Origin of the sequence: Henriciella sp. AS95 (assembly GCF_038900055.1) — a bacterium.
Taxonomy (GTDB): Bacteria; Pseudomonadota; Alphaproteobacteria; order Caulobacterales; family Hyphomonadaceae; genus Henriciella.
Genome location: NZ_JBBMQM010000001.1, coordinates 639090 through 662593 on the forward strand (window position 1 = coordinate 639090; position 23504 = coordinate 662593).

General features: G+C 60.6%; 24 protein-coding genes. 12 read left to right on the top strand and 12 right to left on the bottom strand.

Annotated features, from left to right (window positions below; all coding sequences use genetic code 11):
* The first annotated feature begins 53 nt into the window (after positions 1-53).
* The gene (locus tag WNY37_RS03355) at positions 54-695 is read left to right on the top strand and encodes a hypothetical protein (RefSeq protein WP_342972043.1); all 642 of its coding nucleotides are present in this window, start codon (positions 54-56) and stop codon (positions 693-695) included.
* Here WNY37_RS03355 and WNY37_RS03360 read toward each other — a convergent pair.
* The 3 genes from WNY37_RS03360 to WNY37_RS03370 are packed head-to-tail and all read right to left on the bottom strand — an operon-like array spanning position 681 to position 3446.
* Positions 681-1703: a beta-eliminating lyase-related protein gene (locus tag WNY37_RS03360; RefSeq protein WP_342972044.1), complete on the bottom strand. Its 1023-nt coding sequence runs from the start codon at positions 1701-1703 to the stop codon at positions 681-683. The two genes, WNY37_RS03355 and WNY37_RS03360, sit on opposite strands and share 15 nt — an antisense overlap.
* Positions 1703-2470, bottom strand: coding sequence for an SDR family oxidoreductase (locus tag WNY37_RS03365; protein ID WP_342972045.1), 768 nt, complete (start codon positions 2468-2470; stop codon positions 1703-1705). The genes WNY37_RS03360 and WNY37_RS03365 overlap by 1 nt, the downstream gene beginning before the upstream one ends.
* Positions 2457-3446, bottom strand: a complete 990-nt coding sequence (locus WNY37_RS03370; RefSeq protein ID WP_342972046.1) for a calcium/sodium antiporter — start codon at positions 3444-3446, stop codon at positions 2457-2459. Before WNY37_RS03370 ends, WNY37_RS03365 begins: the two co-directional genes overlap by 14 nt.
* Before the next feature lie 186 nt (positions 3447-3632).
* Here WNY37_RS03370 and WNY37_RS03375 point away from each other — a divergent pair, with 186 nt between their 5' ends.
* Entirely contained in the window at positions 3633-4091 is a 459-nt protein-coding gene (locus WNY37_RS03375; protein WP_342972047.1) for an NUDIX domain-containing protein, read from the top strand.
* Position 4092: 1 nt separating this feature from the next.
* On the opposite strand, the gene WNY37_RS03380 is transcribed toward WNY37_RS03375, so the two are convergent.
* From WNY37_RS03380 to WNY37_RS03390, 3 genes are read right to left on the bottom strand one after another with little or no spacing between them, the layout of a single operon-like run.
* Positions 4093-4698: a CDP-alcohol phosphatidyltransferase family protein gene (locus WNY37_RS03380; RefSeq protein ID WP_342972048.1), complete on the bottom strand. Its 606-nt coding sequence runs from the start codon at positions 4696-4698 to the stop codon at positions 4093-4095.
* A 21-nt stretch (positions 4699-4719) separates the two neighbouring features.
* Positions 4720-6609 (bottom strand): excinuclease ABC subunit UvrC, encoded by a 1890-nt coding sequence (gene uvrC, locus WNY37_RS03385; protein WP_342972049.1) that lies wholly within the window; start codon positions 6607-6609, stop codon positions 4720-4722.
* A gap of 46 nt (positions 6610-6655) precedes the next feature.
* Positions 6656-6964: a hypothetical protein gene (locus WNY37_RS03390; protein ID WP_342972050.1), complete on the bottom strand. Its 309-nt coding sequence runs from the start codon at positions 6962-6964 to the stop codon at positions 6656-6658.
* 209 nt (positions 6965-7173) lie between these two features.
* On the opposite strand from WNY37_RS03390, the gene WNY37_RS03395 reads away from it, so the two are divergent.
* Together WNY37_RS03395 and WNY37_RS03400 are read left to right on the top strand one after the other, a co-directional pair.
* The gene (locus tag WNY37_RS03395) at positions 7174-8385 is read left to right on the top strand and encodes a pyridoxal phosphate-dependent aminotransferase (protein ID WP_342972051.1); all 1212 of its coding nucleotides are present in this window, start codon (positions 7174-7176) and stop codon (positions 8383-8385) included.
* A gap of 91 nt (positions 8386-8476) precedes the next feature.
* Positions 8477-8938 carry a Dps family protein gene (locus tag WNY37_RS03400; protein WP_342972052.1) on the top strand — a complete coding sequence of 154 codons (462 nt, stop codon included), beginning with the start codon at positions 8477-8479 and terminating at the stop codon, positions 8936-8938.
* A 217-nt stretch (positions 8939-9155) separates the two neighbouring features.
* Here the strand turns inward: WNY37_RS03400 and WNY37_RS03405 are convergent, their stop codons facing one another.
* Together WNY37_RS03405 and WNY37_RS03410 are read right to left on the bottom strand one after the other, a co-directional pair.
* Positions 9156-10070, bottom strand: coding sequence for a LysR family transcriptional regulator (locus tag WNY37_RS03405; protein ID WP_342972053.1), 915 nt, complete (start codon positions 10068-10070; stop codon positions 9156-9158).
* A 73-nt stretch (positions 10071-10143) separates the two neighbouring features.
* The gene (locus tag WNY37_RS03410; protein WP_342972054.1) at positions 10144-10761 is read right to left on the bottom strand and encodes a helix-turn-helix transcriptional regulator; all 618 of its coding nucleotides are present in this window, start codon (positions 10759-10761) and stop codon (positions 10144-10146) included.
* Positions 10762-10852: 91 nt separating this feature from the next.
* Here WNY37_RS03410 and WNY37_RS03415 point away from each other — a divergent pair, with 91 nt between their 5' ends.
* Complete coding sequence (locus WNY37_RS03415) at positions 10853-11212, top strand: DUF952 domain-containing protein (protein ID WP_342972055.1); 360 nt, start codon at positions 10853-10855, stop codon at positions 11210-11212.
* A complete protein-coding gene (locus WNY37_RS03420) occupies positions 11212-12339 on the top strand; it encodes a quinone-dependent dihydroorotate dehydrogenase (protein WP_342972056.1) in 1128 nt (375 codons plus the stop codon). Before WNY37_RS03415 ends, WNY37_RS03420 begins: the two co-directional genes overlap by 1 nt.
* On the opposite strand, the gene WNY37_RS03425 is transcribed toward WNY37_RS03420, so the two are convergent.
* On the bottom strand, positions 12287-13615 hold the full coding sequence (locus tag WNY37_RS03425; RefSeq protein ID WP_342972057.1) for an MATE family efflux transporter: 1329 nt from the start codon (positions 13613-13615) through the stop codon (positions 12287-12289). The two genes, WNY37_RS03420 and WNY37_RS03425, sit on opposite strands and share 53 nt — an antisense overlap.
* A 52-nt stretch (positions 13616-13667) precedes the next feature.
* Positions 13668-14585 carry a hypothetical protein gene (locus WNY37_RS03430; RefSeq protein WP_342972058.1) on the bottom strand — a complete coding sequence of 306 codons (918 nt, stop codon included), beginning with the start codon at positions 14583-14585 and terminating at the stop codon, positions 13668-13670.
* Positions 14586-14687: 102 nt separating this feature from the next.
* Here WNY37_RS03430 and WNY37_RS03435 point away from each other — a divergent pair, with 102 nt between their 5' ends.
* The 4 genes from WNY37_RS03435 (at position 14688) to WNY37_RS03450 (ending at position 20408) form a co-directional block, all read left to right on the top strand.
* Positions 14688-15593 (top strand): histone deacetylase, encoded by a 906-nt coding sequence (locus WNY37_RS03435; protein ID WP_342972059.1) that lies wholly within the window; start codon positions 14688-14690, stop codon positions 15591-15593.
* A gap of 42 nt (positions 15594-15635) precedes the next feature.
* Entirely contained in the window at positions 15636-17477 is a 1842-nt protein-coding gene (gene recQ, locus WNY37_RS03440) for a DNA helicase RecQ (RefSeq protein ID WP_342972060.1), read from the top strand.
* Positions 17478-17553: 76 nt separating this feature from the next.
* Complete coding sequence (locus WNY37_RS03445; RefSeq protein ID WP_342972061.1) at positions 17554-19107, top strand: GNAT family N-acetyltransferase; 1554 nt, start codon at positions 17554-17556, stop codon at positions 19105-19107.
* Positions 19104-20408 carry an MFS transporter gene (locus WNY37_RS03450; protein WP_342972062.1) on the top strand — a complete coding sequence of 435 codons (1305 nt, stop codon included), beginning with the start codon at positions 19104-19106 and terminating at the stop codon, positions 20406-20408. The genes WNY37_RS03445 and WNY37_RS03450 overlap by 4 nt, the downstream gene beginning before the upstream one ends.
* Here the strand turns inward: WNY37_RS03450 and WNY37_RS03455 are convergent.
* Both WNY37_RS03455 and WNY37_RS03460 read right to left on the bottom strand, forming a co-directional pair.
* The gene (locus WNY37_RS03455; protein ID WP_342972063.1) at positions 20373-20795 is read right to left on the bottom strand and encodes a PaaI family thioesterase; all 423 of its coding nucleotides are present in this window, start codon (positions 20793-20795) and stop codon (positions 20373-20375) included. The two genes, WNY37_RS03450 and WNY37_RS03455, sit on opposite strands and share 36 nt — an antisense overlap.
* A complete protein-coding gene (locus WNY37_RS03460) occupies positions 20792-21307 on the bottom strand; it encodes a PaaI family thioesterase (protein WP_342972064.1) in 516 nt (171 codons plus the stop codon). The genes WNY37_RS03455 and WNY37_RS03460 overlap by 4 nt, the downstream gene beginning before the upstream one ends.
* 100 nt (positions 21308-21407) lie before the next feature.
* Here WNY37_RS03460 and WNY37_RS03465 point away from each other — a divergent pair, with 100 nt between their 5' ends.
* Together WNY37_RS03465 and WNY37_RS03470 are read left to right on the top strand one after the other, a co-directional pair.
* Complete coding sequence (locus WNY37_RS03465) at positions 21408-22739, top strand: NAD(P)-binding domain-containing protein (RefSeq protein WP_342972065.1); 1332 nt, start codon at positions 21408-21410, stop codon at positions 22737-22739.
* 28 nt (positions 22740-22767) lie between these two features.
* A complete protein-coding gene (locus tag WNY37_RS03470) occupies positions 22768-23436 on the top strand; it encodes a M23 family metallopeptidase (protein WP_342972066.1) in 669 nt (222 codons plus the stop codon).
* Positions 23437-23504: the final 68 nt, after the last annotated feature.

Sequence of the window (23504 nt, forward strand, 5' to 3'; positions counted from 1 at the left end):
TCCTTTTTTGGACGCGCCAAAAAAAAGGATCAAAGGGCTTGGGAGGGCCATGTATGTCTAGACCTGCGGGCGTGCGCAATCAGGACTTTGAAGAGAAAAAAGAAGCTCTGGTAAAAGCCGTCGCAGACTATGTGCAGTCTCCGGGGATTGAATCCCCGTCCTTTCGGCAGATGGCCATCGCAGCAGACACGTCAGAGCCAACCCTGAGGCACTATTTCGGCGATCGCAGCGGCGTCCTGGTGGCTGTGTTCAAACATATCAGCGAAACGGTCGCTCATTATCGCGAGAGCGTCGCCGAACCTGGAGACAGCCTGCGCGGGTCCGTCGATTCCTATCTCGACTCTGTCAGCCAGTACCGACGCGATGCCCGATACATTGAGGCGCATGGCCTGGGCATTCGGGAAAGCATGGTCGATGAGGCCGCTCGCAAGGCCTATCTCGATTATATCTTGACGCCAGGTATCGAGGCGATCAAACACAAGCTGAAAGGCTCGCCGAACGGCCCGAAAACGCCGGAAGCGGCGCATTCCGCCGCGGTGATGCTGATGGCGTCGTCCATCTTCGCGATCCTTTATCAGGAGCTGCTCAACGGTAAGGAGCATGCGCCGCTCGACGTTGATAAGTATTTTTCACATCTGAAGATCTGGCTGAAGGATGGCTATGATGGCAATCCGGACGCCTTAGCTGATCGCTGAGGCAACCGCGTCAATAGTCTCTGGCCCCGTCGCCCAGCTCGTAACCAGCCGCGAGCTTCCGTCCAGCCAGGTGTAGAAGACCGCGCCAGCCGCCCGCAGCTTTGCAGCGGTGTCCTCATCAAGGCGGACGAAAATCTCATTGCCGTGCACGGGCTGAACCAGTTCGGTGCCCGCTGCCTTGCACAGCATATTGGCGACTTCCTGGGCGCGCTGATTGGCGATCCCGGCCAGGTCAAGCCACAGATCGTCGGTGAGCAGGCTGATGGCCTGCGCGGCGAGGTATCGCATTTTCGGTGGCATATGGCCTGAGCGCTTGGCGCGCGCTTTCAGGTCGGCGAGCTTCGAGCGGGCCTCGCCGAACAGGACGATGATCTCGCAACCGATCGCGCCCGTCTTGGTCAGGCCCAGGCTGAGCACGTCGATACCGGCCTTCCAGCTCATCTCTGCGGCGCTGGCGCCGGAGGAGACGAGGGCATTGGCCAGGCGCGCGCCGTCGAGGTGGACCGTCAGCCCTGCCTCTTTGGCGAGTGCGGCATAGTGGGCGATCTGCTGGGCGGGATAGGCGGTGCCGCTTTCGGTGAGATTGGTAAGAGACAGCACGTGCGCCGGCGTTTCGTGGACGAAATCATGGTCGATCCGGGCCAGCGCGCCGCGCAATTCCGTTTCATCGATCTGCGCGCCCACCCCTCCCAGCAAGTGCAGCTTGCCGCCGCCTGAAAAGAACTCCGGCGCGCCGCGTTCATCGCGGGCGATGTGCGATTCTGCATGACAAAGAATGGCGCCTGTTGGTGGACAGAAGCAGGACAGCGCAAGCGCGTTCGATGCGGTCCCGGACGCGCAAAGCCAGAAATCGAAATCTTCGGTTTCCAGGACCCGTGACAGCAGTCCCCGCAATTCGGCGGTGATGGCGTCATTCCCATAGCTTGGCTGGTAGCCTTCATTCACGCGGCCAAGCGCTTCGATCACGCGCGGATGGGCCGGCGCTGATGTATCGGAAGAAAAATCCATCAAATCTGGGTGTCCGGTGTTTGCCACATCAGGTGTTGGCCGCCATCGGCAGCGATCATCTGGCCGGTGACGCTGTCCGCTTCGATGAGATAGCGCAGAGCGCGGACAATCTCTTCCGGCCGCGAGCCTTCCTGTGTCAGCGTCGCCTTGCGCTCGGCGTCAAACTCTTCCTCGCTCTGGTGGACGCTTTTCAGCGTCGGGCCGGGACCGATGCCATTGACGCGGATGTTTGGCGCCAGCGCCTGGGCCAGCGTCTGTGTCGCCGTCCACAGGGCAGATTTCGACAGGGTGTAGGTGAAGAATTGCGGATTGAGCTTCCAGACGCGCTGGTCGATGAGGTTGACGACCAGTCCTCGCTCGGTCTCGGGCAGATTGTTCGCGAAGGCCTGGGCGAGCGCAATGGGTGCGCGCAAATTGGCATCGAAATGGAAGTCCCATCCCTGGCGGTCATGGTCGCGTGCGGTATCTGGCTCAAAGGTCGAGGCGGAATTGACGAGCAGTGTCAGCGGGCCACCAAGCTTTTCGACAGCAAGTGGTACGATTTGCCGGAGGTCTTTTTCCTCGGTGAGATCGCCCTGGACGATGACGCCCTTGCCGCCGGCCTCTTCGATCGCCTTGGCGGTCTCTTCTGCGCCCTTGGCCGAGGAGCGGTAGTGAACGGCCACCGCCCATCCGTCCTCGCCGAGCGCTTCGGCGAGCGCCCGTCCAATCCGTTTGCCTGCGCCAGTGATCAGTGCGCGCCGTGTATTCTGGTCAGTTGCCGCCAAGGAGACTTTCCACTCCGCCCAATATGTTCCAGCCGTTCACCAGCCCGTAGATGTAGACGCAATAGGTAAGGCCCATGGCGAGCGCGGCAAGGCGCGTGATCTTGTTTCGCGGAATGACAAACAGGCCGAGCGTGATGGCGGCTGCTGCCATGATCCAGTGGTCGAATTGCGGGAAGGTGGGCGCAAGATCAGTCGGTCCGAACAGCGAGATGATGGCGCCGGCGCCGGCGAGGTTGAAGATATTCGAGCCGATGACATTGCCGATAATGACATCGCCGCGCTTTCGCATGGCGGCGGCAAGGCCCGCGCCCAGTTCCGGCAGCGACGTGCCAATCGCGAGCAGCGTCAGGCCAATAATTTCTTCCGGGACGTTATAGGTCCGAGCGATGCCTGTGCCGCCTTCCACAATCAGATGCGCGCCCAAGGGCAGGCCCACAATGCCGACGAGCAGACTCGCAACCATGGTGAACGTCTTCAGCTCGTCGCCTTCTTCAAGGCCGACATCGACCCCCTTCCGGAGCGCCGATGACGTCCACCACAGCATCATGAAGCTGTAGAGGAGCAGGATACCAAGCAGCGCGAGACCGAAGAGCGGTGTAAGCGGGTGGTATGTGGTCCATGCAATCCAGCCGGCCGTTACGGCGAGCATGAACCAGAACGACCGTCGCAGGCCGAACTGGCTGGCTGTGATTGGAAAAAGCATGGCCGGGGCGGCAAGCACCAGCCAGACATTGGCGATGTTGGAGCCGACGATATTGCCGATGGCGAGGCCGGGCTGGCCACTCGATGCAGCGTCAAAGGAGACGACCATTTCAGGCGCGGAGGTACCGAACCCGACGATCAGAATCCCCGCGACAAGCGGCGAAATGCCGAGACGCCGTGCAGCGTCCATAGCGCCATTGACCAGAAAGTCGCCCGCGAGGGCAAGAATGACGAGCCCGCCAACAAGGGCTGCAAGGAGCGCCAGATCTGGCAAATCTAGGAAGACCTCTTAGTCGATACGGCGATAGTCGATCAGATTCAAAAGCCCGAAAACTGCAACTGTGACGCCGATTGCGATGAATGCAAACATGATTAGCTACCCTGAATACCCATTGTTGCGGGGCTTGATAGACTGTGTTGTCTCATTTGGCGAGGGTTCAATTCACCGGAAGCGGTAAACATGACAAGACTCCGTACGCGAATTTTCCAGTCCTGGTTTCGGTTCAGCCGCCCGAAGACGCTTGGCGTGAGAGCGATGCTGGAAGACAGCGAAGGCCGCGTCTTGCTGGTTCGCCACACCTACACGTCCGGCCTGTTTCTGCCGGGCGGTGGCGTCGAAAAGGGTGAGCGGGTTGAGGTGTCGCTCCACCGCGAACTGGTCGAGGAGGCGGGAGCAACCCTGACGGGCAAACCGCATCTGGTGGGAATCTACTCCAATCACAACGTCTTTCCCAATGACCATGTCGTTCTCTACCGGATCGGTGCGGACCTCTGGTCGGTGACTGAGCCAACCAGCCGGGGGGAGATTTCAGAGCGTTTGTGGGTTGATCCGCTCAGGCCGCCAGATGATGCCACGCCCGGAACAAAAAGACGGTTGGCTGAGGTCTATGGAGACGGGCCATCCGACGGCCATTGGTAGCTCAATTATCTTGCCGGCGGAGCGCCGAGATATAGTCGACCGCCGTCACAACCGACAGAAAGGCCGCCACCCATATGCCAACGATACCTGCCATCAGCACGGTGCGCGTCGCGATCCAGGCGGGTGAAAAGCGTTCGGCGTAATGCGCCAGTTCGCTAATGGCCATGCCCAGGAGGCAGGCCCCGATCGCAACGAGGACGACCGCGGTTTTCCATTTGGCGGCACTGGTCACCTTGAGGTTTTTCGGATTGCCCAGCGATTCGCGGATTGCTGTCATCAGGAGGTCCCGCCCGACGATGACAAGCGCCGGAATGGAGACCATCCATGTCCAGCTGTCGAGGTGGGCGAGCGTGAGCAGGCATGCGCCAGTCAGGAGTTTGTCGGCAATTGGATCGAGCCGAGCGCCGAGCGGGCTGACGGCGTCCAGGCCGCGCGCCAGCGCACCATCCACCCAATCGGTGGCGCCGATGATCACGAAGGCGACAAAGGGAATGAAAACCCAGTAGCCCGCTTCGCGTCCCGCATCGAGATGCCGTCCAAATTCCAGGATCAGATAACCCACCCAGATGGCGAGAACGCACCGGAGGATGGTGACAGTATTCGGCAACCACTTCAGCCCCACGCGCGCCTAGCCTCCATTGAAATGACCATAAATGCGCTCCGCAAGGGCGCGGTTGATGCCGTCGACATTTTCGAGGTCGACAAGCTTTGCCCGTGACACGCCTTTGGCCGATCCGAACCTGTGTAACAAGGCTTTTTTACGCGAAGGCCCGATGCCTTCAATCTCATCCAGCGGTGAGGATTTTATGTCAGCGGACCGTTTCGAGCGATGTGCGCCGATCGCCCAGCGGTGCGCTTCATCGCGAAGACGCTGCAGGTAATACAGGACGGGCGTATCAGGTGGCAGCTGGAAAGGGGAGCGGCCCGGGCGAAAGAATTTTTCGCGTCCCGCATTCCTGTCCGGCCCTTTTGCGATAGAGACCAGCGTGATGTCGTCTGGCGTGAGCCCAAGCTCGCTGATCGCTTCGGTGACGGCGCTAAGCTGACCGAGCCCGCCATCGATCAGGACAAGATCCGGATAGGTTTCCAGCTCATTGATCGGCAGGCTCTGTTCGTCCGCCTCTTTCAGGAGGCGTTTGAAGCGGCGCGTCATGACTTCGCGCATCATGCCGTAATCATCGCCCGGTTCGAGCGCCGTATCCTTGATATTGAACTTGCGATACTGGCCCTTGATGAAGCCCTCGGGGCCCGCGACGACCATGCCGCCAACCGCGTTCGACCCCTGAATGTGGCTGTTATCGTACACTTCGACGCGCTTGGGTGGCTCCTGCAGATCAAGCGCCTTGGCGAGGTCTTTCAGAAGGCGCTGCTGGCTCGCCGTCTCTGCAAGTTTGCGCGAAAGCGCTTCGGCCGCGTTGCGGGTTGCCTGGGCGACCAGCTCGCGTTTCTCCCCGCGCTGAGGTGTGCGGATCTCGACCTTGCGATCAGCCTTCAGCTCAAGGGCTTCGCCGATAAGCTCGCGCTGGTCGGGATCCTCATTGGTGAGGATCAGGCGCGGGGCAGGGCGCTTGTCGTAAAACTGCACCAGAAAGGCAGAGAGAATTTCCTCCTGGGTCTCATCTTTCTCATGTCTCGGGAAATGGATGGTCGCGCCCCAGTTCTGACCGGCCCGGATGAAGAAGACCTGCACGGCCGACTGCCCACCCTCCATGGCAATCGCAAAGATGTCGGCTTCCTCGATCCCGTCCGGATTGATGTCCTGCTGGGCGCGCACCACGGCGAGGGCGCGGATCCGGTCGCGGAGACTGGCGGCGCGCTCGAAGTCCATCTCTTCGGATGCATTTTCCATGTCCCTGGCCAGCTCTGCTTGCAGGTCGACGCCCTTGCCGCGCAGGAAGTCCGCTGCCTGGTCGGCGAGCGCGGTGTATTCCTGCTCGCTGACAAGGCCGACGCAGGGCGCAGAGCAACGCTTGATCTGGTGCAGCATGCACGGGCGGTTGCGCACGGAGAAGACGCTGTCCTCGCACGTGCGCAGCAGGAAGGCCTTCTGCAGCGTATCCAGCGTGCGGGTCACGGCATTGGCGCTCGCAAAGGGGCCGAAATAGTCGCCCCTGTCCTGTTTGGAACCGCGATATTTCAGGATCTGCGGATAATCATGATCGCGCCGGATGAGGATGTAGGGAAAAGACTTGTCGTCACGCAGCAGGATATTGAAACGCGGCCGAAGCGACTTGATGAGGCTCGCTTCCAGAAGCAGCGCCTCTGTCTCGCTTTCCGTGACGACGAACTCCATGCGGGCCGTGAGCGCGATCATCGCGGCAATGCGCTGGGTGTGTCCGCCCAGGCGCGCATAGTTCGACACCCGCGCTTTCAGGTTCCGCGCCTTGCCAACGTAGAGCACCTCATCTTTTGCGCCGAACATGCGGTAGACGCCCGGCTTGGCAGGCAGGCGTTTCAGGTTGTCCTTGATGACATCGACGCCGCGTTTCGGCGCCTGTGATGTGGGCGAGTCAGACATGACGCCAATCTAGGGGCTGCGGGCCCGTTCGCCTAGCGCGCGTGTGTCAGGTGTTAAACATGAAAGACAGGCTGCCGCCGCCGCTGTCCAGCATCCAGCCGAGGCCGAAGGCAAACACCATGATAAGGACGACTGACCCGCCAAAATTGCGGCCGGTGCCGCCATCTTTCTTGCGCATGGACATGCGGATCATGAGCCAGAGAAGCAGCAGGATGAATATGCAGGCGATGACGAGCTGTTCGGCATCGCTTCTTTGCATGAGCCAGTGAATCGTCTCGTGATAGAGACGAACACCTTCAGCCTTGACGTCGCTGTAGATCTTTTCGAAGGGCGTTCTTGCTGCCGCGTTAATCATGAGCATTCTCCGACCAGCCCCCCTGGGCAAGTTCAGATGATCCGCCAAGGCTAATACGAAGAGGCGAAAATTAACTAAAACCGAAGCGTAAAATTTGATGCATTCGCTGGTGGCAGCCCTGACCGGGCCACACAGATAATCTGTCGCCTTGCGTGTCGAATGAGCCAGTCGTAAGGATGCGCTGCACAAGACAGACAGGAGCCTTTTTCATGGCAAGCGACCTCACATTGAGCCGAGCCGTTGAACGCGTACAGCCTTCCGCCACCATTGCGGTGACGACAAAGGCCAATGAAATGAAGCGCGCTGGCATCAATGTGATCGGCCTCGGGGCCGGTGAACCCGATTTCGATACGCCAGACCATGTGAAGGAAGCCGCCATCCAGGCCATTCACGACGGCAAGACGAAATATACGCCGGCCGATGGCATTCCTGAACTGAAGGAAGCGATCTGCGCCAAGTTCAAGCGCGATAACGACCTTGATTATAAACCATCCCAGATCAACGTCTCGCCGGGCGGCAAGGCTGTGCTCTACAACGCCTTCATGGCGACGCTGAACCCCGGCGACGAAGTCATCGTCCCGGCGCCTTACTGGGTGAGCTATCCGGACATGGCGCTGCTGGCCGGTGGTACGCCGGTCTTCGTTCAGTGTGGCCCGAACTCGAACTACAAGCTGTCGCCTGAAGCGCTGGAGAGCGCCATCACGCCCAATACGAAATGGCTTGTCCTGAACTCGCCATCCAACCCTACCGGTGCGGCCTATACGAAAGAGGAGTTGCGCGGTCTCGCAGACGTGCTGCTGAAGCACCCGCATGTCTGGGTGATGACTGACGATATGTACGAACACCTCGTCTATGACGGGTTCGAATACTGGACGATCGCGCAGGTCGAGCCGAAGCTCTACGAGCGCACGCTGACCGTCAATGGCGTGTCCAAGGCCTATGCGATGACAGGCTGGCGCATCGGCTATGCGGGCGGCCCCGAAAAACTGATCGCGACCATGCGCAAGATCATGTCGCAATCGACATCCAATGCCTGCTCGATCAGCCAGTGGGCCAGCGTGGCGGCGCTGAATGGGGATCACGGTTTTCTTGCCGAGCGCAATGAGGTGTTCAAATCCCGTCGGGACATGGTCGTGAAAGCCTTGAATGAGTGCGAGGGCCTCAGCTGCGCCACGCCGGAAGGCGCGTTCTATGTTTATCCAAGCTGCGCGGGTGTGATCGGAAAGACATCGCCGGCCGGCAGCAAGATTACTTCGGACAAGGATTTCGCGGCGGCTTTGCTGGAAGAAGAGAAAGTGGCCGTGGTTTTCGGCGAGGCATTCGGCCTGTCGCCAGCGTTCCGCATTTCCTATGCGACATCGACGGAAGCGCTCGAAGACGCCATGACGCGCATCAAGCGGTTCTGCGCCGCCCTGAAATAGGAATTTTCTATATGTCGGCCGGGTGTAATTGATTGGCTCTTGTGAAATTAGTGCCCACATAGACTGCATCAATAACTGAGGAGACTTGAAAATGCCGATCGATATTGGTCTGAGCGACGAACAAAGAGAAAAATCCGTCGAAGCGATCCGCAAGGTGCTCGGCGAGACCTATGCGCTTTATTCCAAGACGCATAGCTATCACTGGAACGTCACCGGCCCGCGCTTTCAGGCGCTGCACACCATGTTCATGGAGCAGTATACCGAGCTCTGGCAGGCGCTGGACGAGCTTGCAGAGCGTATCCGGGCGCTCGACTTTTACGCGCCCGCGTCGCCAGAAGAGATGTATTCCTACGCGACGATCCGCGCCGATAATGGGGTCCCGGATGCTGAAGCGATGGTGACCAACCTCTCCAAGGGGCACGAGGCAGTTGCCCGCGCCGCAAAGGATGGCATTGCCGCCGTCGCTGATTTTGATGATGTCACGGCTGATATGCTGACCCAGCGGGCCACAATTGCGGACAAGACGGCCTGGATGTTGCGCTCCAGCCTCTGAAAAATTGCATAAATGTGACAAAAAATAAGCCCGGCAGCGAAATCTCGCGCCGGGCTTTTATCAAGTGGGTCCCTACTTTAAGGGAGGAAACGACCAATCGGAGGGGATTGGCTGTAAAGGCCGGGACCACGGCTCAACCCAAGAAGTAGGGATCGGCCCCTGAAAAGCCAAGATGCGAATCAGTAAGCAAGCCATGCATTTTTGCATGAATGTATAGTCAACTAGCGCGAAGTTGGATGCTTTCGCGTTTGATCGCTTCGACTTCTGTCGTGAGGAAGTCGCGGAAGGCCGCAATGCGCTTTGAGCGTTTCAGGTCGCTTGGATAGATGAAGTAGAGATCGAATGTCGGGCCGGTATGGTCCGGCAACACGCGGACAAGGCGAGGTGATGCGCTCGCCATATAGTCTGGCAGGTCGGCGATGCCGAGACCCGCTTCAACCGCGCGCAGCATGGCAGGCACATTGTTCACAGACAGGCTGGCCTTACGCGGCAGCGTGTCGTCGCGCCCAATCCGCTGGGCCCAGCTCATCGCGTCCAGCATCGATTTCTCGGTGCCATAGCCAATGATGCGATGATTATCGAGATCCTGCGGCGTGCGCGGTGTCCCGTGCCGCTTCAGGTATTCAGGCGTGGCATAAAGATTGGTCGCCACAGTCCCGAGCTTGCGCTGGATCAGGTCCGACTTTTCAGCCGCCCATAGCCGGATTGCGCATTCGGCCTCCAGCTTGAGGAGGTCATAGGTTTCGCCATCGTCGAGACGAAGATCGACCCGCATGTCAGGATTGGCCGAGATGAAGTTGCCGAGGCGGGGAACCAGCCAGGTCGACCCAAAGGCAACGGGCGCTGTCACAACGAGGTCACCTTGCGCGGTATCCTGCTGGTCGCGCAGGGCGGCATTCGCCATCTGGGCGGCTGACGACATGTCCATTGTGGAGCGGTGAAGCGTGTGCCCTGCATCGGTCAACACAAGGCCGCGGGCATGGCGCTGGAACAGCGAAACACCCAGTTGTTCTTCCAGGGCAGAAATTTGCCGCGACACGGCAGACTGGGAAATACCTAGCCGTTCGCCGGCGGCGGTGAGGCTGCCAGCTTCTGCAGCAGCGTGAAAGGATTTCAGTTTATCCCAGTCCATCAGGCCTCCCCGTTTGCACACGGATTGCCGGTAGGGCAAGCGGATATTGTGCTGCGAGTGCGAAGGCCTGCCGCTATTGGCTGACCCATAAAATGCGGGCCATCCAAAGAATATCAACAGGTTTGAACTGGCGAGTCGGGTGATCCGGGTTGAGCGACATCAGCTCCACCTGCTTCTCGGTCTGACGGCCCAGCACCTTGGCCATGACTTCACCATTGACGGTCTTTGCAACAACCCGATCGCCTTTGCGCAGCTGGGCGCCTGGCGCGACGATGATCCGGTCTCCTTCGCGATAGGCCGGCTCCATACTGTCGCCGGAAATCTCCAGGGCATAGACTGGCTCATCGCCCAGACCCGGAAAGCGCACTTCGTCCCAGCCGCCTCCGGCCGGAAAGCCGCTATCGTCGAAAAACCCATCTGCGCCAGCCTGTGCAAAACCGATCAGAGGGGCTGTTGCGCCGCGATACCCTTCGACGAGGGCGGCGAAATCATCCATGCCGGCGCCAACGGCTTCCAGCGCCCGCGAAATGCTCTCCGTCGATGGCCAGCGTGGGCGGCCATCCTTGCTCTCACGCTTGGAGGGGTTGAAGCTTGTCGGGTCGAGACCGGCCTGTCTGGCTAGTCCCGAGGCGCTGAGGCCATTCTGTTCGGCAAGCAGGTCAATGCCGCGCCAGACCTGTGAATGTCGCATCGGAGTCTCTCCGTTATTTTAAGCTCTTCCTATCATGGGAATAAATACCTAGCAAGCGTGCCGCCTTGCCGACTCGGCAAAAGCCTGTTTCATGCCGGGCATGCTTATTGAGACCTATGTCTACAAGATCCTCAGTGCCGCCGATCATGCGCGGGCGAAGGAGCTCGGCCATACCGATACCGATCTCGATGCCCGCGATGGCTATGTGCACCTCTCATCCAGGGACCAGGTCGCTGAAACCCTGGCGCTCCACTATGGCGGAGAGGAGGGCGTGCACCTCTACGAATATGTTCTTGAGCGCTTCAGCGGTGATGTCCGTTGGGAGGAGTCGCGCGGTGGCGAGCTTTTCCCGCACCTTTACGGAACGCTGCGTCTCTCAGCGGCGAACCGGCATTGGGCGCTCGAGACTGATTCCGCCGGAAACCCGGTCCTGCCAGGAGAGCTTCGCTGATGTCACTGACCGGTCTCGGCACGAAACTCGTTCGCCTGCTGCCCCCGGAAGCGGCGCATACAGCGACGATAAGGGGCCTCAAGGCGGGTGTAGGTCTACCCAATGTCAGCCCACTGCAATGGAATACGCCGGTCAAGCTGCCGAATGCCGGGCTCAGCCTGTTCAACCCCGTCGGCCTGGCGGCGGGTTTCGACAAGAATGCCGAAGTCTTTGAAGAGATGCTGCGCTTCGGCTTTGGGTTTGTTGAGTGCGGGACGGTCACGCCGCGGCCACAGTCCGGCAATCCCAAACCCCGTCTTTTCAGGCTGACCGAAGACATGGCGGTTATCAACCGCATGGGCTTCAACAATGAGGGTTTGCGTGCCTTCACGGCCCGCATGCGCCAGGCCAGCAAACGTCTGTCGCCGGTCGGTGCCAATGTCGGCGCGAACAAGGATAGCGAAGACCGCATCGCCGATTATGAGGCCGGGATCGAAGCGGTCTACGCCTACGCTCACTACATCACGATCAATATCTCATCGCCCAATACGCCGGGGCTGCGCGGCCTGCAGGACAAGAGCGCCCTTGATGAGCTGCTTGAGCGCTGCGGCACGGCGCGCGACAAGGCGCAGGCCGACTATGGCCAGGACCTCAAGGATGAGGGACGCTTTGAGGACGAGGAAGACTGGAAACCCGTCTTCCTGAAAGTTGCGCCCGATCTCGATGAAACGGCCATTCGTGACATCATCGAGGTGGTGAGAGGCGCCGGCCATTGGTTGTCGGGCCTGATCATATCAAACACGACACTCGCCCGCCCCGACACGCTGAAAAGCGAACATAAGGGTGAAGCGGGCGGCTTGTCCGGCGCGCCGCTATTTGAGACGTCCACAAACGTGCTGAAGGAATTTGCGTCAGAACTGATCGGAGAATTCGATCTGATAGGCGCAGGCGGCATTGCAAGCGGCGAGGATGCCTACGCCAAGATCAAGGCCGGCGCGCATGCCGTGCAGCTCTACTCCGCGCTCGTTTATCATGGGCCGCAGCTTGTCGCAGACATCAATGCTGACCTTGCCGCGCGTCTGAAAGCCGATGGTTTCAGCTCTGTTGAAGAGGCTGTTGGGGCTGATCTGAAACGGTCCGCCGGATAAGCGACGGCAGGTAGAACCCCAGCGCCGCCGCCCGCCAGACATACATGGTGAGGAAGGCAGACCACACGCCGACATTCCCGAAAGCTGGCCTCAGCAAGAGGTCTGTCCCGATATAGAGCAGGCAGGATGCAACGCCAGCATTGCGCAGCGCCTTGCCCTGCGTCGCGCCGAGGAAGAAGCCGTCCAGCTGCCAGGCGGGCAGTCCGAGCAGCGGGATGATGGCGCAGTATGGCAGGAAGGCGAGGGCGACAGCGCGGGCATCGAGATCAGAAACGAAGCTCTCAATGATCAACCCGCCCGTCAGGAAATAGGTCAGCGAGATTGCCGCGCCGAAGGCAAAGGCGAGCTCCGTCGTGATCCGCATCGCGCGCAACAGCCGCGCCCGGTTGCGCCCGCCATAGGCTTCGCCGATCTCTTTCTCTGCCACGAAAGCGAACCCGTCGAGCACGAAGGCCGAGACGCTGACGAATTGCAGCAGCACTTCATTGCCAGCCAGCTCCGCCGTACCAAGGCTTGCGCCGGAATTGACGAACCACGCAAAGCTGAACAGGAGCGCCAGCGTGCGGATCAGGATATCGCGATTGGCATTGATGAGGGCCGACAGACGTGCGCGGTCAAAGAGGTCTTTCGAGCGCGTGAGGCCGCCGCGCACCAGGACTAATCCAAAAGCCAGCGCCACCCATTCGGCGATGGCTGTGCCAGCCCCGATGCCGGCAGGCCCCCAGTCGAGGCCGGCCACAAACCAGATGTCGAGCCCGGCATTCACGCCATTCATCACGATCTGGAAGGCGAGCAGCTGCCCGGTCTTTCCGGTGCCGAGCAGCCAGCCGGTAATGCCATAGCCCATCAGGACGGCCGGCGCGCCCCAGACCCGCGCATCGAAATAGGCGCGGGCGAGCGATTTCACATCGTCGGTTGCCGAAAAAGGCTGGAAGACGATCAGCTTGAGAAGCGGTGAGAGGACGAGAATGGTGAGGCCGAGGGCCCCGCCGAGCAGCAAAGCGCGTTGCAGCGTTGATTGTACCTCTACCTGGTCATTTGCCCCCGCGGCCTGCGCGGTCAGCCCGGTCGTCGACATGCGAAGAAAGCCGAATGCCCAGTAGAGAAAGCTCATCACGACGGAGGCCACCGCCACGGCCCCAAGGTCCACCTTGTCGCCGTGCACGCCCATGACGATCGTGTCGACGACGCCGGTCGTGGCCGTCGCTGCCTGTGCCAGCATGACGGGCACAGCGAGTTTCAGAACCTTCGAACGAGAGAGCAATGTGCCGGCCATGCTCCGCTCTAGGCGCCGAGGCATCGCTTGACAATCAAGGTGTGGAGGAAGGCTACTGGCCTGTTTCCGTCAGGAACAGGTCTATGCGGTAAGGAAGAAGATTGAACTCGCAGAATTTCGCTGTCGGACCAGAATCCGGCGCGCGCTTCTGCTGAGACGTATGGGCCTTGACGGCGGTATCGAGAACCTCGTCCGGGAGACGGGCTTTCTGTCGATCCTCAGTGAACAAGTCGAGCGCGCGCTGTGCGGCGTCATTGAGGGATTCAAGCTGTAGATAGTCGACTTCGCTCATGCGCTGGTTCAGACCAAAACGGGCCGCTTCTTTATCGAACGCCGCGCCCAGGACGAGATGACAGGAGAGCGCCGCGTCCATGCCATCGGGCAGCGGCGTGTCTGCCAGGACAGGGAATCCACCCTCGCCCGGCCACGCCAGAACCGCTGGAGATGTGGTCGACTGACCGCCCGCAGGCGCGCTTTTCGCGATGAGATGTGTCAGCCCGGCCTGCTCTACAGCGTCCGGGTCAAGCGCTTCCAGAAAGTGCAGCGCATTGGGCCCACCAAGCGAGTGGGCATGGCCTAGCCATTGGGCCGCCAGCACCTCATTTACCGGGCCATACTTGCCCCATCTGTAGATCACACCGAGATCGGTCGCGCTTTTGCCGTCGGTTTGGGCGTGCGCGGCAAGCATGTCATGCGCTTCCTTGCGGCTGACCGGACACACATCATCGTACAGGCACCGGTGCGCGATGGTCTGGATCGCGACGGGGTGCCCATTCCGGGCAAGTTTGACCATCGTTTCAGCCTGGGAGCCGTCCTGAAGAAAATCGACAAGGGCGTCATCGAACTGATCGCCCGTCACGCCGGACTTGATCAGCGCGCGGCCATCCTCGCTAAGCTGAGCGTTCGCCATGCCCGCCAATGTGACCAGTCCCAGGCAAAGCACGATGCATCTAGCGAGCTGAAAAGACATAATTTCTCCCTTTAGATACGAGTTTGAACGCGTAAGCTCTTTTCCCGCAAGTCTGAACCTGCGCCGCTTGACAATCGTCGGCGCGAGCGCACTTGCAGAGCCATGCCCCTGCCGATCGTCCACCATGCAGACTACGATGCTGACAGCGTCCCGGACGGCCATCGTTTCCCGATGCGCAAATACACGCTCGTGGCCGATATCCTCCGCGAGCGGGGCGAGACCTTCCTTGTTCCCGCCCACGCGCCCGAAAGCTGGCTGCACCTGGCGCATGATCCGGCTTATGTGACGGGCGTGCTCACCTCATCGCTCGACAGGAAGACCGCCCGGCGCGTTGGTTTCGAGATGACACCGGCCATCGCGGCGAGAACGCGCGCATCGGTTGGCGGGACGTGCCTGGCCACACGGCTTGCGCTGGAGCATGGCGCGGCGGTGAACCTTGCTGGCGGAAGCCACCATGCCGATTATGAGGGCGGCGCTGGCTTCTGCGTTTTCAATGATGTCGCGGTTGCAGCCCGCGTCGCGCTGGAAGAGGGGCTGGTGCGCCAGATCGCGGTCATCGATTGCGACGTCCATCATGGCGACGGGACCGCTCGCATCTTTGCCGATGATCCGCGCGTTTTCACATCGTCGATCCACTGCGAAGACAACTGGCCGCGCGAAAAGCCTCCGTCTGATCTCGATATCGGTCTCGACAAAGGCATGGGCGATGGCGCCTATCTCTCGGCCCTCGAAAATATGATCGGGCAAGTCTTTGCGCGCACCGCACCAGATCTCATCTTCTACAATGCCGGCGTTGACCCGCATGCTGGCGACCGGCTCGGCCACCTCGAACTGAGTGATGACGGCCTCAAAGCGCGTGACCGTATCGTGGCGGAGGCCTGCCGGGCCCGTGCCATCCCGATTGTCGGCGTGCTGGGCGGCGGATATTCCAAGGACCCGATGGCCGTTGCGCGGCGTCATGTCTTCATGGTCGAAGCCTTGCAGGAGATTGCAGCGGTTTCCGCCTGAGCCAGCTTGCCTCCGCCTGCCGACTCCCGGCAGGTTCGGCCGATGAGCGCCGCCCCGAAATTGCCTGAGCACGAAACACCGCTGGACCTTTTGAAACGGGTCTATGGCTATGAGGCGTTTCGCGGTCTGCAAGACGACGTCATCGCTGATGTCATGGCGGGCAAGGACGTTCTCGCCGTGCTGCCGACGGGTGGCGGCAAGTCGCTTTGCTACCAGATCCCCTCCATCCTGCGACCGGGTGTCGGCCTCGTCGTCTCGCCTCTGATCGCGCTGATGGCCGACCAGGTCGATGCGTTAAAGGCGCTGGGCGTTCGCGCAGAGCGGCTCGATTCCTCAATGTCTTACGAGGAAAAGACCGCCGCGCTGGAGGCTGCGTCTCGCGGCGAGATGGACATGCTCTACGTGTCGCCAGAAGCGCTCGCCAATGGCATGGGCCGACGGGTGTCGGGGCTCAACGTGTCCCTCATCGCCATCGATGAAGCGCACTGTGTCAGCCAGTGGGGCCATGACTTCCGCCCCGATTATCGCGCGCTGGACCGGTTGAAAGAGCTCTTTCCCGGTGTGCCGCGCATCGCCGTCACCGCGACCGCAGATGAGCGCACGCGCGATGATATCCTTGCCCAGCTCGACCTGACAGCGCCTGAGACCCACGTCGCAAGCTTTGACCGGCCCAACCTCACGCTTGGCGCAGAACCGAAAACAGGCGGCAAATCAGACCGCGTCGTTGCGCTCGTGAAAGCCCATAAGGGCGAGAGTGGCATTGTCTATGCCGCCACGCGTGACGGCACGGAAAAGCTGGCCGAGGCGCTGGAGCGGGCCGGCGTGCCGGCGCTCGCCTATCATGCCGGACTCGACAGCGAGATCCGCGCCGAGCGCCAGCGCCGTTTCCTGCTGGAAGAGGGCCTGACCATGTGCGCGACCGTCGCTTTCGGCATGGGCGTCGACAAGCCGGATGTGCGCTTCGTCATCCACGCCGACCCGCCCAAGACGCTCGAAGCCTACTGGCAGGAAGTCGGCCGGGCAGGGCGTGACGGCAAACCGGCAGAGGGCTATGCGCTCTACGGCCCGGCCGATTTGCGCCGCTCGATCAGCTGGACGATGGAGAGCGATGCCTCTGAAGAGGTGCGCCGGGTCCAGCTCAACAAGACGCGGCAGCTCTTTGCGTTCTTTAATGGAACGGACTGCCGCCGCGGCGCGGTGCGAAAGTATTTCGGCGAAACCAAAGTCGATCCATGCGGCGTCTGCGACAATTGCCAGCGCGAGCCGGGATCAGGATTTGATGCGACCAAGTTCGCCCAGATGGCGGTTTCCGCTGTCATCCGGTGCGGCCAGCGCATCGGGCGGGGCCGGCTGATCATTCACCTCACAGGGCAGGCCAAGGATGGCTTCGACGAAGACCTTGCCAATCTCTCGACCTATGGAATCGGCACCGATCTCTCAAAGCAGGGCTGGAACGCGGTGTTTGATGAGCTGCTATTCTCCGGACTGCTCGCCGAGAGCGGAGAAGTCATGCGGCCCGTCATCATCGTGCCGGACGCCGATGAGGCCAAGGCCCTGTTCCGGGGCGACCGCGAAGTCTGGCTGCGTGAGGACCCGAGCCAGCGCAAGTCGAGGCGTGCCAAGCGGGCTTCGGCCTCGGCGGTATCCATGGACATGTCGGATCGGGACCGCTCCCTCTTCGATGCGCTGCGGACCTGGCGGCTGGAAACCGCCAAGGCCAAGGGCGTGCCGCCTTATGTCATCTTCCACGACAAGACGCTCGCCGCCATCGCGCAGGAGCGCCCCTCCGGAGAGGACGGCCTTCGCGCGATTTCCGGGGTTGGCGAGAAGAAGGCGAGCCGCTACGCCGCTGAAATATCGAAACTTGTTGCTGACGCAGCTTGATCGGAACCCTTGTTTTCCTCTCCCGTTGCCCTTTCATTGAAGGGGTCTAATTCGACATCGTAAAAAAGGAGGTCTGATGACCAGCCAGAGAAACAAGGCGTCTGTCGTCGTGCGCAACGCAACCCTTGCGGACGTAGAGAAAATCGCCGCGTTGGTCATCAAGGTCTATGGCCGCCCTGCCGATGGGTATACGCCCGGCATGCTGCGGGGACAGATCTCCGCCTTTCCCGAAGGCCAGTTCCTGGTCGAGTATGACGGTGAAGTTGTCGGCTATGCGGCGAGCTTCCTCATTGCTGAAGAGCTGGGCCTCAGCCCGCACAACTGGATCGTGATTACCGGCAATGGCTATGCGGCTCGTCATGACCCGAATGGTGACTGGCTCTATGGCATGGAAGTCTGCGTCGACCCGGACATCCGCCGCACCCGTATCGGTCAGCGTTTGTATGATGCCCGCAAACAGCTCTGCGAGAATCTTGAGCTGAAGGGCATCGTTTTCGGCGGCCGTATGCCAGGCTGGCGCCGCAAGCGAAAGATCTATCCTGACCCCGCGGACTATGTTGCCGCCGTGCAAGCGCAGAAGATCACCGACCCGGTCATCCGCTACCATTTGCGGGCGGGGTTCGAGCCAATCGGTGTGCTGCGCAACTATCTCGACGAGGACACCGATTCCGGTGGCCATGCGACGCATATGGTCTGGCGAAACCCCTATGCCGAGGAAGTGAAACAGCCTCAGAAGCTGACCCAGCAGGTCAAGGAATCGGTGCGCGTCGCGACCGTCCAGGTGCAGATGCGGGCCGTCAAAAGCTTTGAGGAGTTCATCTCCAACGTCGAATATTTCGTCGATGTCTGTTCCGATCGCCGCGCCGACTTTGTCGTCTTTCCGGAACTCTTCACCCTGCAGCTTCTCGCCTTTGAAAAGCGAAAACTGTCGCCCGCCGAATCCATAGAGGCGCTCACACGCTATACGCCGCGCTTCATTGAGGACATGCGAAACCTCGCCATCTCCTACAATATCAACATTATCGGTGGCTCCCATCCAACGCGTACGGATGATGGCGATATCCAGAACGTTGCTTATGTCTTCCTGCGCGATGGGTCTGTCCATGCTCAGGAGAAAATTCATCCGACCCCGGATGAACGCCACTGGTGGAACATCCAGGGCGGCGACAGTGTCGATGTCATCCCGACCGATTGCGGCCCGATTGGCGTGCTGATCTGCTATGATTCAGAGTTCCCGGAGCTTGCCCGCCGCCTCACTGATGAAGGCGCGCGTATCCTGTTTACGCCGTTCTGTACCGATAGCCGGCAGGGCTATTTGCGTGTGCGCTATTGCTGCCATGCCCGTTGCATCGAGAACCAGCTCTATGTCGTGACATCCGGCTGCACGGGCAATTTGCCCAATGTCGAGAACATGGACATCAACTACGCCCAGTCCGCCATTCTGACGCCGTGTGACTATCCGTTCGCCCGCGAAGGCATCGCCGCCGAGATCGCCGAGAATGTCGAGGCTGTCGTTATGGCTGATCTCGACCTCACCGACCTGTCCTTCGCGCGCTCGGAAGGCACGGTTCGAAACCTGCGCGACCGCCGGTTCGACCTCTACCGGGTCAAATGGAATGATGGTGGATGAGCCTTCCGGCGCTCAGCGAGCACAAGCCGCTCCGGCTTGGCAGCCTGATGCTTCTCTACGCGGCGCAGGGGGCGCCTGAAGGTCTTCTCTACATCGCCATCCCCGCCTGGTTTGCGTCGCAAGGCGTCAGCCCCGAGGCGATCGGCGGGTATATCGCAATCATCCTGCTGCCATGGAGCTTCAAGCTCTTCAATGGCGTGCTGATGGACCGCTTCACCTGGCTGCCCATGGGGCGCAAGCGGCCATGGCTCATCCTCGCGCAGCTCATCCTCATCGGCAGTCTGGTCTGGTTTGCGGGCCTCAGCGAGCCGACGGAAAGTTTCTACTGGTTTGCAGCCGCAGGCTTTGCGGTGAATTTCGCGGGTGCCTTTCAGGACGTTTCCATTGATGGCATGGCGATCGACATTTTGAGCGAGGAAGAACGCGCCACGGCCAATGGCCTGATGTGGGGCGGCAAGACGCTGGGTACGGCGGGGTTCGCCTTCCTGACCGGCAAGCTTATCAGCGATCAGGGCCATCAGCTTGCGGCGCTGGCCACAGCAGGCTTTGTGGCGCTGGTCATGCTCGCGCCTCTCTTCCTGCGGGAGCGGCCCGGCGAAAAACTGATGCCATGGACCAGCGGTGAAGCTGCAGACATCGCGCGAGAGCGACAGCTGACGCGCTGGTGGCCTTTGCTGAAGTCGGTTGGCGCTGCCATGGTGAAACCGGCCAGCCTTTTGCTTGGCGCGGGGGTCCTCATCGCCTTTGCCGCCTACGGCCTGAAGACCGCGTTTTCGCCGTCGCTTGCCGTGCAGGACCTGGAATGGAACCGTGAGCTTTTCACTGAACGCGATGCGCTGGCCGACCTGATCGGCGGCCTGTTCGGCATCTTCGTCTCGGGCTGGCTCGCCGACAAGGTCGGGCCCATGAGGGCGCTTGGTGCGGCTTTGCTCGGCATGGCCGTCCTCAATGCCTGCGCCGCCATCTGGTGGACGTCCGGCGACTTCTATTTCGCCTATCTGCTGATCTACAGCGTGCTCTTCGTCCTCATGTCGGTCTGCACCTATGCCATCGCCATGGGCCAATCGAGGGGCACGGTTGCAGCGACGCAATTCTCCATCTTCATGGCGCTTCTGAATTTCGGGACGAGTCTCGGCGCCGCCCGGCTGGAAGGCCTGCGCGCGAGTGGTGGCTATGATGCCGCCTTCCTCGCCTGCGCCGTGCTCAGCATTGCCGCGATCGTCTTTTATGGTTTGTCGGTACGCCTGAGCGGGCGCGCCACGCCGTCACCCGTCCTGCGCGACCAGGAAATGCGCCTGTAGCGCTGTGACGAGCTTTCTGCGGTCCTCGCCCTGCCAGGCTTCGGCGCGCACGCTAGCCATCCGCCGGCCGAGTTTGTGCACGATGGCGCGGGCATAAAGGTCGCCGCCGCCCTTGGCGGAACGGAGATAATCGACCGTGATGTTGATCGGCTTTGGCGGTCGGTTCAGGTCTGACTCGAGGAAAACGCCAGCCATGGCCGTCAATTCCAGAAAAGCCCCGGTGCAGCCCCCATGCAGTGCGTTGATGGCTACGTTTCCCAGCAACCTTTCCTGATAAGGCAGGGTCGCGATCATCTCGCCATCGCGGATGTCACACTCCATACCGAGAAAGGTCGCAAACGGCATGCGGGCGAGAAAGGCCTGCAGGTCTTGAAGGCGTTCGGTCATATCTCGTCTCCGAGCATTTCGTTTGCCATGTTCAGAGCTGTGTTCCCGCTGGCCCAGCGTGAAATATCATTCAGCGCGAAGGTCGCGGCCGCCGTCGCAATCACCTTGTCACGGCTCTCATGATAGGCCCATGCGCGGGTGAAGGCGACACTGCGGGTAACATGATAGCACTCCGCCTCGGCGAGGATCTGGCGGCCTTTCTCGGCTGGTCTCATATAGTCAATGCGCAGGTCGAGCGTCGCCATCGACATCGGCTTGGCCAGCGCGGTGGTGATGCAAACTCCCGACAGATTGTCGAGCAGGGCGGTCAGCACGCCCCCGTGAATGACACCGGTGTCCGGGTCCCCGACAAGGTCTTCGCGCCAGTCGACCTTCGCAAAGGCGCGGCCCTTCTCCAGCTTCGTCAGCTTGAGACCCAGCGCTTGCGCCCACGGGACAGCGTCCATGATGCGCGAGGCATGCTCCTGCATCACTTTCAGCATCTTATCCTGTGGGTCTTCTGCTGAACTCATAGGGTGGCTTCCTGCTTCCGCTACGTGGAATTGACGAATAGTGACGCGTCGATACCATCCTTACCAGCCAGCGCAACCAATGACGCGGCGGGAGGAAAATATGGCAGCCACGTCGGCCTCAAGAGGCAAGGCTTGCATCATCGGGGCAGGCTGCTCCGGTTTCACAATGGCAAAGCGGCTGAAGGATTACGCCATTGCGTATGATTGTTTCGAGAAATCGGACAATATTGGCGGCAACTGGTACTACAAGAATCCGAACGGGCTCTCCTCGTGCTATCAGAGCCTGCACATCGATACATCGAAGTGGCGTCTCGCCTTTGAGGATTTCCCTGTGCCCGACGATTGGCCGGACTTCCCCCACCATGCTCAGCTGCTCCAGTACTTCCACGATTATGTCGACCATTTCGATTTGCGCGACACCATTACCTTTAACACCGAAGTGACCTCTGCCAGGCGCCGCGATGATGGCGATTGGGACGTCACACTCTCGACCGGTGAAACCCGCACCTATCAGTGGCTCTTCGTTGGCAATGGCCATCATTGGGATGCGCGCACGCCGACATATCCCGGTGAGTTCAACGGCTATCAGGTCCACTCCCACCACTATCGCGACCCGTTCGAGCCCTATGACTTTCGCGGCAAGCGCGTCATGATCGTCGGCGCGGGCAATTCGGCGATGGATATCTCGTCTGAACTGTCCCAGCGCCCCCTGGCTGAGAAACTCTTCATCTCCATGCGGCGCGGCGTCTGGGTCATGCCGAAGTATCTGAATGGCCAGCCGGCCGATAAAGCGGCGCTACCGACCTGGCTGCCGACTGGGCTTGGCCGCAAGCTGGCGCGCAAGATGATCAAGAAGAATATCGGCAATATGGAAGATTACGGCCTTCCCAAGCCAGATCATGAGCCGCTGGATGGTCATCCATCCGTCTCTGGCGAATTCCTGACGCGGGTCGGCTGTGGGGATATCACGCCAAAAGGCGCGATTGAGAAACTCGATGGCGATGGCGTTGTCTTCACAGATGGCACGCGCGAACAGCTCGATGCGATCATCTGGGCGACGGGCTACAATGTCAGCTTCCCCTTCTTCGATGACCCGGAGCTTCAGCCGGTCGAAAACAGATTCCCGCTGTTCAAGCGCATGGTGAAGCCGGGCTATGAAAACCTCTTCTTTCTTGCGCTCGCCCAGCCCCTGCCGACGCTCGTCAATTTCGCCGAGCAGCAGTCAAAGCTCTGCGCGGCCCTGATCGCAGGAGAGTATGAACTGCCGTCTGCTGACGAGATGGATCGGATCACCAAGGCTGACGAAGCGTTTCACACCGGGCATTTCTACGACGCGCCAAGGCACACGATGCAGGTGGACTTTAACGCATATGTAAAAGATCTTATGAAAGAGATTGCGCGGGGGCAGAAGCGGGCCAAAGCCATGGCGTGAGGCCCTGTAGCCAGCGGGTCAGGTTATCATGAGAAAAGTCGCCCTAACTGTTTCGCTCATTGGGCTCTGGCTGGCCGGGTGCTCGACCACGCCGCCCCGGGTGGCGCCGCCGCCAGCGATCACCAAAACCGCGACCGTCAAAGCGGTGCAGGGCCCGTTCCAGCCCGACGCCAATCTTTATCTCTGCCCGAGCAGTACCGTTACCAACGCCTTCGAGGCCGATCCGAACAATCGCATCCTGAACTTCAATCCGATCGTGCTGGTTGACGGCAAGGTCGTCTTGACGCCTGTGCCCATGAACAATGCGTGCATGACCTCCGGCTTCGGGAAGCGGTCAGGGCGGGTCCATAAGGGCCTGGACGTGAAAGCCCGCCCGGGGTCCCAGATCTACTCAGCCGCGCCCGGTATCATCAGGGAAGCCGATTACAGTACGGGCTTCGGCAATTATATCGTGATCGATCACGGCCAGGGCATCTTTACGCGCTATGCCCACATGTCGGGTTTTTCGCCAGGTATCCACCAGGGCATGTCGATCGGGTTTGGTCAGCCGCTCGGCTTAATCGGCCAGTCTGGCAACGCGACCGGTATTCACCTTCATTTCGAAGTGCTGACGGGCAATTACAACACGCCAAAACGCTCATTCGGGCTCACGGCGCGTGACCCGCTCTCCTTTCCGCCCTATGCGGGAGCGGGCTGAACGGCTTTTGCCGGTCGGGGGCATTGGGGATGCGGATGAAGCGTGAGACAGCACCGATTGCGAGCGCG

Excerpts from the sequence above, each read along its gene's own strand:
- WNY37_RS03355 (WP_342972043.1), top strand. The coding sequence starts at position 54 with ATGTCTAGACCTGCGGGCGTGCGCAATCAGGACTTTGAAGAGAAAAAA.
- WNY37_RS03360 (WP_342972044.1), bottom strand. The coding sequence starts at position 1,703 with ATGGATTTTTCTTCCGATACATCAGCGCCGGCCCATCCGCGCGTGATC.
- WNY37_RS03375 (WP_342972047.1), top strand. The coding sequence starts at position 3,633 with ATGACAAGACTCCGTACGCGAATTTTCCAGTCCTGGTTTCGGTTCAGC.
- uvrC (WP_342972049.1), bottom strand. The coding sequence starts at position 6,609 with ATGTCTGACTCGCCCACATCACAGGCGCCGAAACGCGGCGTCGATGTC.
- WNY37_RS03390 (WP_342972050.1), bottom strand. The coding sequence starts at position 6,964 with ATGATTAACGCGGCAGCAAGAACGCCCTTCGAAAAGATCTACAGCGAC.
- WNY37_RS03395 (WP_342972051.1), top strand. The coding sequence starts at position 7,174 with ATGGCAAGCGACCTCACATTGAGCCGAGCCGTTGAACGCGTACAGCCT.
- WNY37_RS03400 (WP_342972052.1), top strand. The coding sequence starts at position 8,477 with ATGCCGATCGATATTGGTCTGAGCGACGAACAAAGAGAAAAATCCGTC.
- WNY37_RS03405 (WP_342972053.1), bottom strand. The coding sequence starts at position 10,070 with ATGGACTGGGATAAACTGAAATCCTTTCACGCTGCTGCAGAAGCTGGC.
- WNY37_RS03410 (WP_342972054.1), bottom strand. The coding sequence starts at position 10,761 with ATGCGACATTCACAGGTCTGGCGCGGCATTGACCTGCTTGCCGAACAG.
- WNY37_RS03415 (WP_342972055.1), top strand. The coding sequence starts at position 10,853 with ATGCCGGGCATGCTTATTGAGACCTATGTCTACAAGATCCTCAGTGCC.
- WNY37_RS03420 (WP_342972056.1), top strand. The coding sequence starts at position 11,212 with ATGTCACTGACCGGTCTCGGCACGAAACTCGTTCGCCTGCTGCCCCCG.
- WNY37_RS03425 (WP_342972057.1), bottom strand. The coding sequence starts at position 13,615 with ATGGCCGGCACATTGCTCTCTCGTTCGAAGGTTCTGAAACTCGCTGTG.
- WNY37_RS03430 (WP_342972058.1), bottom strand. The coding sequence starts at position 14,585 with ATGTCTTTTCAGCTCGCTAGATGCATCGTGCTTTGCCTGGGACTGGTC.
- WNY37_RS03435 (WP_342972059.1), top strand. The coding sequence starts at position 14,688 with ATGCCCCTGCCGATCGTCCACCATGCAGACTACGATGCTGACAGCGTC.
- recQ (WP_342972060.1), top strand. The coding sequence starts at position 15,636 with ATGAGCGCCGCCCCGAAATTGCCTGAGCACGAAACACCGCTGGACCTT.
- WNY37_RS03445 (WP_342972061.1), top strand. The coding sequence starts at position 17,554 with ATGACCAGCCAGAGAAACAAGGCGTCTGTCGTCGTGCGCAACGCAACC.
- WNY37_RS03450 (WP_342972062.1), top strand. The coding sequence starts at position 19,104 with ATGAGCCTTCCGGCGCTCAGCGAGCACAAGCCGCTCCGGCTTGGCAGC.
- WNY37_RS03455 (WP_342972063.1), bottom strand. The coding sequence starts at position 20,795 with ATGACCGAACGCCTTCAAGACCTGCAGGCCTTTCTCGCCCGCATGCCG.
- WNY37_RS03460 (WP_342972064.1), bottom strand. The coding sequence starts at position 21,307 with ATGAGTTCAGCAGAAGACCCACAGGATAAGATGCTGAAAGTGATGCAG.
- WNY37_RS03465 (WP_342972065.1), top strand. The coding sequence starts at position 21,408 with ATGGCAGCCACGTCGGCCTCAAGAGGCAAGGCTTGCATCATCGGGGCA.
- WNY37_RS03470 (WP_342972066.1), top strand. The coding sequence starts at position 22,768 with ATGAGAAAAGTCGCCCTAACTGTTTCGCTCATTGGGCTCTGGCTGGCC.